We start from the raw sequence: 13,274 nt of genomic DNA, 5'->3' as shown, positions 1-13,274 counted from the left end.
CAATCAGGAGTCAACAATGGAATCTAATAATAAAATTCAACTGAGTTTAGAAGTTTCTCCAGAATTTTACGATGCTTTACAGAATCTATCTAATGAGATTCATATCAATGAGGGCGACGTACTTAAAAAAGCTATCGCTCTCCTAAAAATTGCTGTAGAAGCAGAAAAACGTAGTCAAAAAATGGGAATTGTAGAGAAAGAACAGTCGGTTGATACCGAAATTGTTGGAGTAATTGAGTAATAATCAATACATTAAAAATTATCACTTATAGAAAAAATATAACTCTTCTAAATACTCCTATCAGTAGTTGTAAAGAAATGTTTTTGCTCTGATGATGGAAAATACCAACTCACAGTGCATCGTTAATCCAGAGGGCAAATGAGCAGAAAACATCCATTGCATGTTTTGCAGCAGGGCGATTATACAGCAAAAATCTATCCACCAGATAATCTTGGATATGGGGTTTACGTTTATTGTAATGACTCCCCTTTATGTGGATTTTGGCGTAAAACCGAAAAACAGGCGTTGGAGGATGCCAAAAAGGATTTAGAGAATTGGGCGATAATGAGTAAAAGTACTGATAATGAGAAGTTTAGTCTGGTGGAGTTGCGATCGCTTTATGGGCAGTTTCGCGGTGAGTACAACACCGCTGAAACATACGGCGATGATGTAATTGGATTTTTAAATTGGTTAGAGACAGATTTATCCTTATCTCCAACACTCTTAAAACAAAAACAACCAGTGTGATGTAGCATTATTGAGAATAGTATCTTTATAAAACTTATTGGTACACGCTACCCTAAGAGCAGGGCAAAATAGAGACAGATACTCCTCTGTTCTAACATGAGCTACTGTCTCAACCCTAATTGTCCGAAACCCCACAATACTAATGATGGCAAGTTTTGTCTGACTTGTGGTTCCAAATTACTACTCAAAGAACGGTATCGTGCCATTAAACCTATAGGGCAAGGTGGTTTTGGCAGAACATTTTTGGCAGTTGATGAGGATAAACCCTCAAAACCGCGCTGTGTCATCAAACAATTTTATCCCCGGATTCAGGGTAATAGCCCTATGCAGAAAGCAGAGGAGTTATTTACCCAAGAAGCTATGCGTCTTGATGAGTTGGGTAAACATCCGCAAATTCCCGAACTGCTAGCATATTTTATTCAAGACAATAGGCAGTATCTCGTACAAGAATTTATTGATGGGCAAAACTTAGCTCAAGAATTATCACAAAAAGGTGCTTTCAGCGAAACTGAAATTTACAAATTTCTGCAAGAATTATTGCCCTTATTACTCTTTTGTCATAATAAAAAAGTTATTCACCGAGATATTAAACCAGAAAATATTATTCGTCGTAGATTGCCCCAAATACTTGAAAGTGGAGGAACTAGCTCTGATATAGTTCTAGTAGATTTTGGGGCTGCTAAATTTGTTACACATACTGCATTAACTATAACAGGTACAACTATTGGTAGTCCGGAATTTGTTGCCCCTGAACAATCTAAAGGGAAAGCTGTTTTCGCTAGTGATATTTATAGTTTAGGTGCTACATGTATTCATTTACTTACCCAACGTTCTCCCTTTGACTTATATGACATCAACCAAGATGCTTGGATTTGGGAAAAATACTTAAAGAATCCTGTGAGCGAGCAGTTGATTCGTATCCTGAATAAAATGTTAGAAAACGCCCTCAGTAAACGATATCAAACAGTAGATGAAGTTTTACAAGATTTGAATTACCTAACTGCTAAGACAGTAAAACCTACTCACACGAACTCCACCCAGACTAACTTTCCCACCCAAGCTAAAAGTCAAATTGACAGAGAATTAGAGGAAATGAAAACGATGTTTCTTAATAATAGTAAACCTAAAAGTAATATTAATACTGGAAGCACTACACAAAAATCTCAGCCCATTAGTAAGAGTAAAATAGACGAAGAATTAGAAGAATTAAGAGCGAAATATAAAAATAATGAATAGTTACGTTTTCACAGATACCCGACTTCTTTAAGAAGTCGGGTATCTACTATTACTTAGTTGGAGGAGTTGTTGGCTGTGTAGCTTGTAGTTTTTCTGGTGTAGAAGTTTGCACTGATGCTTCAGAAATTGGTGTCCATTCGGTGTGGAAGACTCCGGGCTTATCAATCCGCTCGTAAGTATGCGCACCGAAGTAGTCGCGCTGAGCTTGAGTTAAGTTTTGTGGCAAGCGATCGCGTCGATAACTATCGAAGTAATCTAAAGAAGCACTAAATGCGGGTACTGGAATACCTAGTTTAGCTGCTGTCGCCAAAACTTCTCGCCAAGCTGTTTGCCTGTCAAGAATAGTTTGCTTAAATTCAGGCGCTAGCAAAAGGTTAGGTAGGGTTGGATTTTGATCGAAAGCGTTCTTAATCTTATTCAAGAATCCAGCACGAATGATACAACCACCCTTCCAAATCCGCGCCAATTCTCCGAGATTAAAGCCGTAATTGTACGTATTAGAAGCAGTAGCTAATAGTGCCATCCCCTGAGCATAAGAACAGATTTTCGAGCAATAGAGGGCATCCCGCACCATGTTGATAAACTCTTTGGTCGATCCTTGGTACTTACCATTAGGACCAGTAAGTTCTTTCGATGCAGCTACCCGCTCTTTTTTGAACGAGGAGATAATCCGAGCGTTTACCGCTGCGATGATTGTCGGAATAGAAACTCCTAGCTCCAACGCACTTTGTACAGTCCAGCGTCCGGTTCCCTTTTGTCCTGCAGCATCCATAACTAAATCAACCAAAGGCAGATTTGTGTCGGGATCAATGTAAGGGAAGATATTTGCTGTAATTTCAATCAAAAACGAATTAAGTTCGTCAGTGGTGTTCCATTCAGCAAAAATTTCATGGAGCTGATTATGGTCAAGCCCAACAGCACTCTTAAGCAAGTCGTAGGCCTCTGCAATTAGCTGCATATCGCCATACTCAATACCATTATGTACCATTTTGACGTAGTGACCAGCACCACCAGGACCACAATAAGTGACACAAGGACCATCATCGACTTGAGCGGCAATTTTGGAAAAAATTGGCTCTAAGTACTGGTAAGAGCTTTTTGTACCACCAGGCATTAGTGAAGGACCATTGAGCGCACCTTCTTCACCACCACTAACGCCCATGCCAATAAAGCGAAAACCTTTTGGTTCTAATTCGCGGGTACGTCTTTCCGTATCCTCATACAAAGAGTTGCCACCATCCATAATGATGTCGCCCTCTTGTAGTATGGGTGTAAGCTGATTGATTACCCCATCTACTGGTGCTCCCGCCTTAACCATAATTAAGATTTTGCGGGGACGTTCAAGCGCGGCGACAAAATCTTCTAGAGTATAGGCGGCTTTGACGTTTCTTCCTTGAGCGCGTTCATGCATGAAGGCATCAGTTTTCTCGCGCGTGCGGTTGTAAACTGCGATTGGAAAGCCATTCCGCTCCACATTGAGAGCTAGGTTCTCACCCATTACAGCTAAACCAATCACACCAAAGCTTTGCTGTGTCATAATTTTTTTGGCTAACTCTTGCAGATTCTTTCATCTTTAAGGGTAGTTCGATATTTCCGCTTCGCCCGTAAAGAAGACATTAAGAGTTCTTATTGGCAGTAGAAATAGACCATCAGCAAAGATAATTAATTTTGATTTGTATCTAAGTCAACAATTAACTTGCAAAATTTGCAAAATTGAAATATGTAGTCAAGTGACATAGTAAGGAGTAACCACAATATGCTGGCATATGTCCTGGCGTTAGCGGTCGGTTTTGGTAGTATTGCCCTTTACGGAGCGGCATTCTTTTTCCCAGAAATTCACCGCAAAAATGACTTTATCTGGAGTGGTGTAGGATTTTTCTACGCCTTGGTACTATGGGTGTTTGCACGACGCATTACTGGCGGTCTTTTGCTAGGTCATGTGGCTAGTGTCGCACTTTTGGGTTGGTTTGGTTGGCAAACTTTTTCATTACGTCGGCAGTTGACGCCCCAGGCACAACAAACTCCAATACCTGATTCTAATACTGTGAAAACTTCTCTACAACAGCAGGTGAATAATTTGTCGCTACCTTACTTGCTTGCCCAAGCCCAAACAGCCCTTGGTAACGTCTTTTCTGGGGTGAAAGACAAGGTACAGCAAACTGTAAGTAAAAAGACCCCTCAGACTGCCAAAACTGCTGTTGTAAGAGCACCTAGAGTATCGGAAGTTGTTGAGCAGCGTACTCCCACAGACAAACATTCAGCCGAAGAAGCAAAAACCCCAGCGTCCGTGTCAACTGTGGAAGTCAAGACTACTGTTCCAGACGCAACAACTGAAGATGTACCAGAACTAGTTCCACCCAACCCCCCACCGGCTGAGCTAGTGGAAGCGGCATTATCTGACGTTGCTGAGGAAAAAATACGAACTGTGGCAGAGGTAATTCCTCCCGATAATGTTAGTACTTCCCCAGTAGAAGCAGGGGAGCAGGGGAGCTCTTGAGCAGGGGAGTAGAGTAAAAGATCCCCTCAACCCCCCTTCAAAAGGGGGGCTAAATTCCCCCCTTATTAAGGGGGCAAGGGGGGATCAAGCCTGAACCCAAAAGTAAGCTGTGACGCATTTAAAATGTATATTGACTCATTAGGGCCGTCATTAGTCAATTGTCACAAAGGACACGCTGACGAAGGACAAAGGACTGTCTTCACGAAAAAATGTTCAATTTAGATGCGTATTAGCTTATTAGGAGTGCTGCTGCCTCGTTCGTTTTGCCAGGGAACGAGACTACACTAGGAGCCGCGATTGACTATCGCATCTGCCTTTTTACTTCTGCCTGAAAACAAAAGTTCAGCAAATACACCATATGTAATTTTAGGTGTTTGATTTTATTCTAAGTAGTTAGGAATCTAAAGGTAATTGATTGCAGTAGCATGACAAAATTTCTAAATCTCGTTGTTGAAATGAACTGTATTGACCATGCCAGCAAATGAGTACCGACAAAATACGGCATCTATTAGTTGTTCAAGATCTTCTTGGACAACGAACTATCTCTCTTCAAGAGGCGACTTATTCTCTCGGACGGGATTCCCGAAACGCGATCGTTCTCCGTTCCCGTTCAGTTTCGCGGCAGCACGCTATTTTATTGCGAGTAACGGTTCCGGAAACCGATCAATATTGCTTTCGGATTATTGATGGCAGCTTTAATGGCAAAAGGAGTACCAACGGCTTATTAGTTAATGGTTCTAAGTGCTTGTATCACGATCTTAAGCATGGAGATTTGGTTGAGTTTGGCAATCATCAAGCTTGGGCTAGATACTATGCTATTTCCCAAGAATCAGCACAAGCTTTTTCTGACAGCACAGAAGCTCTTGATTTGTCTACTTTTCTGACAGAGCAAGCCAATCAAGCAAATTCCTTTGACACCGCAGTTGTTCAAGATCCGAGTTTGGAAGAAGGTAGTGAGTTTGCTTTAGCTCGTTTAGCTTCTTTTCCGGAACTCATTCCTAATCCGATTATTGAGATAGATTTGGACGGAGCGGTTACATATCTTAATCCAGCAGCCGCTCTTAAGTTTCCCCATCTCAGAGAAGTTGGTGACAAACACCCTATCATAGCAGGACTACCCCGTGCTGTTAAAAATTGGGTAGGGAATTCTTTGATTCGAGAAGTGGAAGTAGGTGGAGAAGTTTTTGAGCAATCGGTTCACTACCTTCCAGAAAGTGATTTAATTAGAACTTTTGTGATCAGGGAAATTACTGAGCAAAAGCGTGCACAAGCCGAACTACAAGAGCGCGATCGCCTACTGCAAGCAGTTGCTGTTGCCGCTAATTATTTGCTGGCTTCCATGAATTACAATACAGCCATTGACCAAGCTTTGGCTGCGGTGGGCGAAGCGGCATCATCGGATCGCGCCTACCTTTTCCTTAACCATCCCCACCCTACTACCGGGGAAATGGCAATGAGTATGCGGTTTGAATGGACTCAACGCGAAATTAAACCAGCGCTATCCCACTGGCAAAACCAATTTTATCATTCTGGACTAGCTAGGTGGTATGATGTTCTCTCTAGCGGACAGTTTATTAGCGGGATCGTAAGAGAATTTCCCATTGCCGAACAAGAACTCCTCACTAAAGACGGCATTCAATCGCTTCTTCTCGTACCCCTAATGCTAAAATCAGAATTCTGGGGTTTTCTTGGTTTAGCAGACTGTTCCAAAGAACGTCACTGGTCAAGGCACTCTGAATCTACTTTGTTAACTATGGCAGCTAGTATTAGTGGTGCAAGGCAACGGCAGCATGTGGAGGAAAGAATCCGCTACCAAGCTCTTCACGATGTACTGACTGGGTTGCCCAATCGTCTGCTATTTAACGAGCTCCTTTCCAACGCCCTGCCTAACGCAGTTCGCAATGACGAGAGTTTAGCCGTGATTTTTTTGGATCTTGATCGGTTTAAACTGATCAATGACACCTTGGGACATACTCTGGGGGATCAATTATTACAAAGTGTTGCCCAAAGATTAAGAGAATCTCTTAGAGCTGGAGATACTGTTGCCCGTTGGGGGGGCGATGAATTTACTATCCTACTACCGCGCATCGAGCAAACTGACGAGGTATCCCAGGTAGCGCGAAGAATCCTGAAAGCTTTGGAAAATGTTTTCTATCTTGATGAACACGAACTTTACGTCAGTGCTAGCCTGGGCATTGCCTTGTTGAATCAAGATAGTCCTGATGCTGAAACTCTCATTCAGCACGCAGACACCGCATTATATCACGCTAAGGATTTGGGGCGCAATAACTACCAATTTTACACCGCTTCACTAGGTGCGAAAACTCCGGAAATCTTAGCTTTAGAGAAAGGCTTGCGCTTTGCTATCGAACGAGAAGAACTAGCAGTGTACTACCAGCCCCGAGTTAACATTGCCACAGGACAAATTACTAGCATGGAGGCATTATTACGCTGGCAACATCCTCAAATGGGCTTGGTAGCACCTAAAGTATTTATACCTCTTGCGGAGGAAAGTGGATTAATTATCCCCATTGGCGAATGGGTTTTACGTACTGCTTGTCTCCAAAATAAAGCTTGGCAGGAAGCGGGATTATCTCCTATGACTATAGCAGTTAATCTCTCTCCCAAACAGTTTCGCCAACCCAAATTAGTGGAGACAGTAACTCGGATTTTAGAACAGACAGGGTTATCTCCTTGCTATTTAGAGTTGGAGATTACTGAAACTACCGCAATAGAAGATTTGGATTTTACCAGAACTGTGCTACAAAAGCTACAGCAAATGGGTGTTCACCTCTCTATTGATGACTTTGGTACAGGTTATTCTTCTCTGTCGCGTCTACAGTTATTGCCGCTGCACAATCTAAAAATTGATCGATCTTTTATCCAAGAATTGACGACAGATGTTAAAGTAGCTCATATTGTTACGGCGATCGTTGCTTTGGGGCAGAGTTTGGGGTTAAGACTTACCGCTGAAGGGGTAGAAAAAGAAGAGGAACTAGAGTTTTTGAAATCTATTAATTGTGAAGATGTACAGGGTTTCCTGTTCTACCACCCACTTTCTGCCCAAAAAGCCACAGAAATCCTCGAAGGTAGAAAAGAAAAGCTTTCATAGGAGAATATTGGTGCGATCACACATCTTATCTCCTTGCCGTCTCATCCAAAGCTACCTGCGCTACTTCATTTGCTTGATGTGCCGTACTTACTAAATTATTGTTGCGCTGCAAAAATTCGGCAAATAATTCAAAAAATCTGTCCAAAGCATCTCTTTCATCTTCTGAATAAAAAAGAATAATTCTTGCCCAAGATTGAGTTGATTCCTGGTTAAATCTCTGCTCTATCCACTCTTGAAACTCTTCAAATTCTCGTTCTTCTTCAGTTGTTGGTACACCCTGTTCGCGGCGAGCAAAAGTGTATCCATCCAAAAAAGTTTGCAGATGACTAATTGAACGCTGACCCAAATATAGGGAAGGTCTTTGCTTAATTTTTTGTATAATTTGATAAAACCCTATCATATAGCACCTCAAAAATGTTTACCATCTCTAAAATTCAATTTCTGTTACCTCCCAATCCCCGCCCAAGTCAAGGGCTAAACAATAGAGGTTTGCTATCCAATGTTCTCTGGATATTCCTTCGTGATTAATATTGTCAAAAACTATCTCTTGCCCACCAATGTTAACAGAAATTCCTTCATGGCGACCATTTGTAGCAATATTTCGCCCCAGACTATCATGATATATGTTACCATACTTTCCTTTCGCGTTTCCTGTATACAATTTAATCTGTTTTCCTTGAATATTTTTTTGAATTAAAAACTCTTTAATAGCCAAACTACAAGCATCACATTCAAATAGTCCGAAGCGATTTGCTACTTGTGCAATTTGTTGACGAATTTCGTCGTTAGACCATGACTTATCCATCCACTACCTCAGTACCTATGGAAAATCATACAAAATTTGGTATCAACTACTCAAAGAGGCCCCGAAACAAGAAAATTAGAGTAACATAGTAATATAAATATGTTACATCTATATTTCAGATGGCATCCCTCGTGTTGCCTGCTTGAAGGATGCAATGCATCTAAGTTGTACACTAGGGTGTTCTCACCGATAATGGACAGAAGACGACTTTAGTATATCCTTGGCATGAGATGACAGAAACTGGAAGCTACAAAGATACTGTAAACCTACCCAAGACGAACTTCGATATGCGGGCGAACGCAAAAGTGCGTGAACCGCAGATCCAAAAATTTTGGGCAGAAAATAAAATCTATGAACGCCTGTCGGAGAACAATCCAGGCGAATTATTTATTTTGCATGATGGACCTCCCTACGCTAACGGTTCTCTGCACATTGGTCATGCTTTAAATAAAATTCTTAAAGATATTATTAACCGCTACCAACTGATAAGAGGGCGTAAAGTTCGCTACGTACCTGGTTGGGATTGCCACGGCTTGCCCATTGAACTGAAAGTTTTGCAGAACATGAAGTCAGCAGAACGGCAAAACTTAACTCCTTTGCAGTTGCGCCAAAAAGCGAAAGAATTTGCACTCAAAACCGTAGACGAACAGCGCTCAAGTTTCAAAAGTTACGGTGTATGGGGTGATTGGGAACATCCATATCTAACAATGAAGCCGGAATATGAAGCGGCTCAGATCGGTGTTTTCGGTCAGATGGTGTTAAAAGGCTACATCTACCGTGGTTTAAAGCCAGTACACTGGAGTCCCAGTTCTCATACAGCTTTAGCAGAAGCAGAGTTGGAATATCCGGAAGGACATACTTCCCGGAGTATCTACGCTGCTTTCCCAACGACGAGTTTATCGACAGCAGCACAACCAGTTTTGGAAGAATATTTGCCACAATTGAGTGTAGCAATCTGGACAACCACACCTTGGACAATTCCTGCTAACTTGGCTGTAGCTGTGAATCCGGAACTTAATTATGCTGTGGTAGAAGCGGGCAAGATGCCCACACCACAAGAGCAAAGATATCTGATTGTGGCTGCAGATTTGGTGGAACGTTTATCTACCCTACTAGGAGTTGAGTTAACCGTAAAAGCTACAGTAAAAGGGAAAGATTTAGAACATTCAACTTACCGTCATCCCTTATTTGATAGGGAAAGTCCAATTGTTATCGGCGGCGATTATGTAACCACTGAGTCAGGTACAGGTTTGGTACATACTGCTCCTGGACATGGTCAAGAAGACTACATGGTGGGACAGCGTTATGGTTTGCCTATCCTCGCGCCTGTGGATGATAATGGTAATTTTACTCAGGAGGCAGGGCAGTTTGCTGGGTTGAATGTGCTGGGTGATGGTAATCAGGCGGTGATTGATGCTTTGACTGCGGCGGGTTCTCTGTTGAAGGAGGAACCGTATGTTCACAAGTATCCTTATGATTGGCGCACTAAGAAACCCACAATTTTCCGTGCTACAGAACAGTGGTTTGCCAGTGTGGAAGGATTTAGGGATGAGGCGTTGAAAGCGATCGCCACAGTAAAATGGATTCCTGCCCAAGGTGAAAACCGTATCACACCAATGGTAGCAGATCGTTCTGATTGGTGTATCTCCCGTCAGCGCAATTGGGGTGTGCCGATTCCTGTATTCTATGATGAAGAAACTAATGAACCTTTGCTGAATGAAGAAACTATCACCCACGTTCAGAAAATCATCGCCCAAAAAGGTTCGGATGCTTGGTGGGAACTGTCAGTAGAAGAGTTATTGCCAGAACAATACCGCAATAATGGTCGCTCATACCGTAAAGGTACTGATACAATGGATGTGTGGTTTGACTCTGGTTCATCTTGGGCATCTGTAGTAGAGCAACGCTCAGAGTTACGCTACCCTGCTGATATTTACTTGGAAGGTTCAGATCAACATCGCGGTTGGTTTCAGTCAAGTTTGCTTACTAGTGTGGCAGTGAATGACTGTGCGCCTTATAAAACTGTGTTAACTCACGGCTTTACTTTGGATGAACAAGGGCGCAAGATGAGTAAGTCATTGGGAAACGTGCTAGATCCTGCTATTGTGATTGAGGGTGGCAAAGACCAGAAAAAAGAACCAGCTTACGGTGCTGATGTTTTACGTTTGTGGGTGTCTTCGGTAGACTACTCCTCTGATGTCAGATTTGGTAGTAATATCATCAAGCAACTAGCGGATGTACGGAACAAAATTCGCAATACAGTGCGGTTTTTGATCGGTAATTTGCACGATTTCGATTCCGAAAAGGATGCAGTACCTTTCGAGGAATTGCCACAGCTGGATCGTTATATGCTGCACAGAATGACTGAGGTATTTCAGGAAGTGACGGAAGCGTTTGACAGTTTCCAATTCTTCCGCTTTTTCCAAACGGTGCAGAATTTCTGTGTGGTGGATTTATCCAACTTTTATTTGGATATTGCCAAGGATAGGTTGTACATCAGTGCCCCAGATGCTTTCCGCCGTCGCAGTTGTCAAACGGTGTTGAAGATTGCTTTGGAGAACATCGCACGAGCGATCGCACCCGTGTTGTGTCATACTGCTGAAGATATCTGGCAATCTCTCCCCTACCAAACCCCTTACAAATCAGTATTTGAATCCGGCTGGGTGCAGTTAGAAGAGCATTGGCACAATCCAGAGTTAGCGCAATTATGGCAACAGCTACGGCAAATGCGTACTGAGGTGAACAAGGTACTAGAAGAAGCCAGGATAGAAAAAATGATTGGTTCTTCTCTAGAAGCCAAAGTGTTGCTATACGTGGCAGACGAACAATTACTTACTTCAGTAAAAGCACTGAATAACAGTAACGGTATAGATGAAATGCGCTACTTGTTCATCACCTCACAAGTAGATTTGCTAGATTCTCCTGATGCACTGCAAGGAGTGAAATACAACTTGCAATCTGATACATGGGGAATTGGAGTAGTCAACGCCGAAGGGCAAAAATGCGATAGGTGTTGGAATTACTCAACCCATGTTGGAGAATCAGCCCAACACCCCCTAATTTGCGAACGCTGTGTTGCCGCCTTAGCCGGCGAATTCTAGTAGAGAGTCGAAGTGCCAGAACCCCGGTTTCTTGAAGAAACCGGGGTTCTAATTTTCGCTTATCCGAGTAGTATTGCGCTCCACCGGAGCATCTCTACCCCTTCATCGCCATAGCCATTTCTGGCTTTTGCAACAACTCCTTAGTCAACTGCGAAAACGCCTTTGAACCCGCTGACTGAGGAGTATTTAAAACAACCGGCATAAAACTATCAACAGCTTTAGCAACATTCACATCAACAGGTATTTGTGTCTGACAAATTCTTTCTGCACCAAAATCCTGCTGAACACGTTGAATAACTTGCTTATAATATCTTCCTGTAAGAATATTAGTGTTAGACATTGTAAACACAATCCCCAACATTTTTATATCCATCTTCGTTTCATGTTCGTGATTTTCCTTTAATTGAGCAATGCGTCTTTCCAGCAACTGAATGCCTACCACAGATAAAGGTTCTGGTTTAGCAGGAAGTATATAGAAATTGCTAGTTGCCAAAGCGCTACGAGTCAAAAGATTATACCCAGGAGCACAATCCAGTAGAATAAAATCATATTCTTGTCGAACAGGTTCTAAAATTTTTGTCAACAAGACTCTTTCAAATCGATTCCAAATTGTTTCAAATTGCTGTTCTCCCAAAGCTACTGCTTGTTGATGCAGCATTTCCGAGACAACAAATTCATCATATAAATCTATATCTCCAGGCAATAAATCAAGTCCTTGCTGATTACAAACCTGGGATAAAATTATTTCTTGAATTGTTAATTTTACCGTTTGGGCTGGATTAATAATTTCATCTAAAAGATACCTGAGCGTCAGCCTTTGTTTGCGACGCTTGGCAAAATCCATTGGCGATACGAGACTGAGTGTAGCACTAATTTGGCTATCTAAGTCAAGTACAAGCACCCGCTTACCGTATTCTTTAGCCAGACAAGTAGCTAAGTTGACAGTGAGAGTAGTTTTACCTACCCCACCCTTCATATTTGCTGTGGCAATTACACATCCCATTGGTTAATTCCTTGATCGCGCATCTCATTTAAGTAGCGTAAATGGCTTGTTATTAACAGAAAATTTTTACTAAATTTAAGATTTTGGGCATACCCACAAATCATAGTAGGTTGGGTTAAATCATAGCGAAACTTAACAAATAAAAGCTATGTAGTTAAGTAGAATTATCTTTAGCGTTATAAAATATCTATTTCTTCCGTGGAACTGCTGAGTTGCATATTAAGTTTTAGTAAATTAAGTAGTGATAAAAATCACTATAAACCACTGGGTTTAAGCCATAATAACAGATGTATCAGGTTTTTTTCCAGAATTACAGTTAAATCTAGGAAGCAAGAAATTGTCTTTTAATCCAGAGTTATGCCGTAACGAAAGCGAAGTTGAGAGCAAACTTATAGTCCAATATTTACTACCACAACTCGGATATAGTCCAGATACCTGGCATCAAGAGGTTGCAGTTGGCAGTATCCGTTTGGACTTCTTAGCATTCGCAGCACAAGTCATCCCCTTCGTGTTGGATGCCAACTCGCCATTGAGTGTCGTCATGGAGGCAAAGCACCCAAAGCAAAACCTCAATAATCATATCCCTCGACTCAAGCATTATCTAACAAGCTTGAATGTCGAATATGGATTACTAACTAATGGCAAAGAAATCAGAATTTATAAAAAAGTAAGAGATGATATTCAGCTAGTTTTTCGGTTCTCCCGGCTTTTTGGTGTAAACTGTATATGTAGATACTTTTTACTCACTTTTGTTGTCTTATGGACTTTCATC

The 13,274-nt window shown here is 41.8% G+C and carries 10 protein-coding genes and 1 pseudogene; 7 read left to right on the top strand and 4 right to left on the bottom strand.

The features are described 5' to 3' along the window. The first annotated feature begins 16 nt into the window (after positions 1 to 16). From ICL16_RS05750 to ICL16_RS05740, 3 genes are all read left to right on the top strand, one after another. Entirely contained in the window at positions 17 to 241 is a 225-nt protein-coding gene (locus ICL16_RS05750) for a DNA-binding protein (protein WP_190825908.1), read from the top strand. A 138-nt stretch (positions 242 to 379) separates the two neighbouring features. Next, a complete protein-coding gene (locus ICL16_RS05745) occupies positions 380 to 748 on the top strand; it encodes a hypothetical protein (RefSeq protein WP_190825907.1) in 369 nt (122 codons plus the stop codon). A gap of 96 nt (positions 749 to 844) precedes the next feature. Continuing rightward, complete coding sequence (locus ICL16_RS05740; RefSeq protein WP_190825906.1) at positions 845 to 1,984, top strand: serine/threonine-protein kinase; 1,140 nt, start codon at positions 845 to 847, stop codon at positions 1,982 to 1,984. 49 nt (positions 1,985 to 2,033) lie between these two features. On the opposite strand, the gene gndA is transcribed toward ICL16_RS05740, so the two are convergent. Further along, positions 2,034 to 3,521, bottom strand: coding sequence for an NADP-dependent phosphogluconate dehydrogenase (gene gndA, locus ICL16_RS05735; RefSeq protein ID WP_190825905.1), 1,488 nt, complete (start codon positions 3,519 to 3,521; stop codon positions 2,034 to 2,036). 219 nt (positions 3,522 to 3,740) lie between these two features. Between gndA and ICL16_RS05730 the strand changes: the two genes are divergently transcribed. Beyond that, complete coding sequence (locus ICL16_RS05730) at positions 3,741 to 4,481, top strand: Ycf66 family protein (RefSeq protein ID WP_190825904.1); 741 nt, start codon at positions 3,741 to 3,743, stop codon at positions 4,479 to 4,481. A gap of 471 nt (positions 4,482 to 4,952) precedes the next feature. Next, a pseudogene (locus tag ICL16_RS05725) lies at positions 4,953 to 7,593 on the top strand (EAL domain-containing protein). A gap of 25 nt (positions 7,594 to 7,618) precedes the next feature. Here the strand turns inward: ICL16_RS05725 and ICL16_RS05720 are convergent. Beyond that, positions 7,619 to 7,993, bottom strand: a complete 375-nt coding sequence (locus ICL16_RS05720) for a hypothetical protein (protein ID WP_238360615.1) — start codon at positions 7,991 to 7,993, stop codon at positions 7,619 to 7,621. Between the two features lie 27 nt (positions 7,994 to 8,020). Next, positions 8,021 to 8,398 (bottom strand): papain fold toxin domain-containing protein, encoded by a 378-nt coding sequence (locus ICL16_RS05715; RefSeq protein WP_190825902.1) that lies wholly within the window; start codon positions 8,396 to 8,398, stop codon positions 8,021 to 8,023. A 230-nt stretch (positions 8,399 to 8,628) separates the two neighbouring features. Between ICL16_RS05715 and ileS the strand changes: the two genes are divergently transcribed. After that, entirely contained in the window at positions 8,629 to 11,499 is a 2,871-nt protein-coding gene (gene ileS / locus ICL16_RS05710) for an isoleucine--tRNA ligase (RefSeq protein ID WP_190825901.1), read from the top strand. Positions 11,500 to 11,593: 94 nt separating this feature from the next. On the opposite strand, the gene ICL16_RS05705 is transcribed toward ileS, so the two are convergent. Next, positions 11,594 to 12,502, bottom strand: coding sequence for a ParA family protein (locus tag ICL16_RS05705; protein ID WP_190825900.1), 909 nt, complete (start codon positions 12,500 to 12,502; stop codon positions 11,594 to 11,596). Between the two features lie 337 nt (positions 12,503 to 12,839). Here ICL16_RS05705 and ICL16_RS05700 point away from each other — a divergent pair. Further along, positions 12,840 to 13,274 (top strand): type I restriction enzyme HsdR N-terminal domain-containing protein (locus tag ICL16_RS05700; RefSeq protein ID WP_238360614.1); only part of this gene is annotated, 435 nt, incomplete at its 3' end.

The organism is Iningainema tapete BLCC-T55 (assembly GCF_014698965.1).
Lineage (GTDB): Bacteria > Cyanobacteriota > Cyanobacteriia > Cyanobacteriales > Nostocaceae > Iningainema > Iningainema tapete.
The sequence above is the reverse complement of the archived record's forward strand: the minus strand, read 5'-3'. Positions and strand labels throughout refer to the sequence as shown.

What these genes read in the sequence shown, in the direction of transcription:
- ICL16_RS05750 (WP_190825908.1), top strand. Translation starts at nt 17, where the DNA reads ATGGAATCTAATAATAAAATTCAACTGAGTTTAGAAGTTTCTCCAGAA.
- ICL16_RS05745 (WP_190825907.1), top strand. Translation starts at nt 380, where the DNA reads ATGAGCAGAAAACATCCATTGCATGTTTTGCAGCAGGGCGATTATACA.
- ICL16_RS05740 (WP_190825906.1), top strand. Translation starts at nt 845, where the DNA reads ATGAGCTACTGTCTCAACCCTAATTGTCCGAAACCCCACAATACTAAT.
- gndA (WP_190825905.1), bottom strand. Translation starts at nt 3,521, where the DNA reads ATGACACAGCAAAGCTTTGGTGTGATTGGTTTAGCTGTAATGGGTGAG.
- ICL16_RS05730 (WP_190825904.1), top strand. Translation starts at nt 3,741, where the DNA reads ATGCTGGCATATGTCCTGGCGTTAGCGGTCGGTTTTGGTAGTATTGCC.
- ICL16_RS05720 (WP_238360615.1), bottom strand. Translation starts at nt 7,993, where the DNA reads ATGATAGGGTTTTATCAAATTATACAAAAAATTAAGCAAAGACCTTCC.
- ICL16_RS05715 (WP_190825902.1), bottom strand. Translation starts at nt 8,398, where the DNA reads ATGGATAAGTCATGGTCTAACGACGAAATTCGTCAACAAATTGCACAA.
- ileS (WP_190825901.1), top strand. Translation starts at nt 8,629, where the DNA reads ATGACAGAAACTGGAAGCTACAAAGATACTGTAAACCTACCCAAGACG.
- ICL16_RS05705 (WP_190825900.1), bottom strand. Translation starts at nt 12,502, where the DNA reads ATGGGATGTGTAATTGCCACAGCAAATATGAAGGGTGGGGTAGGTAAA.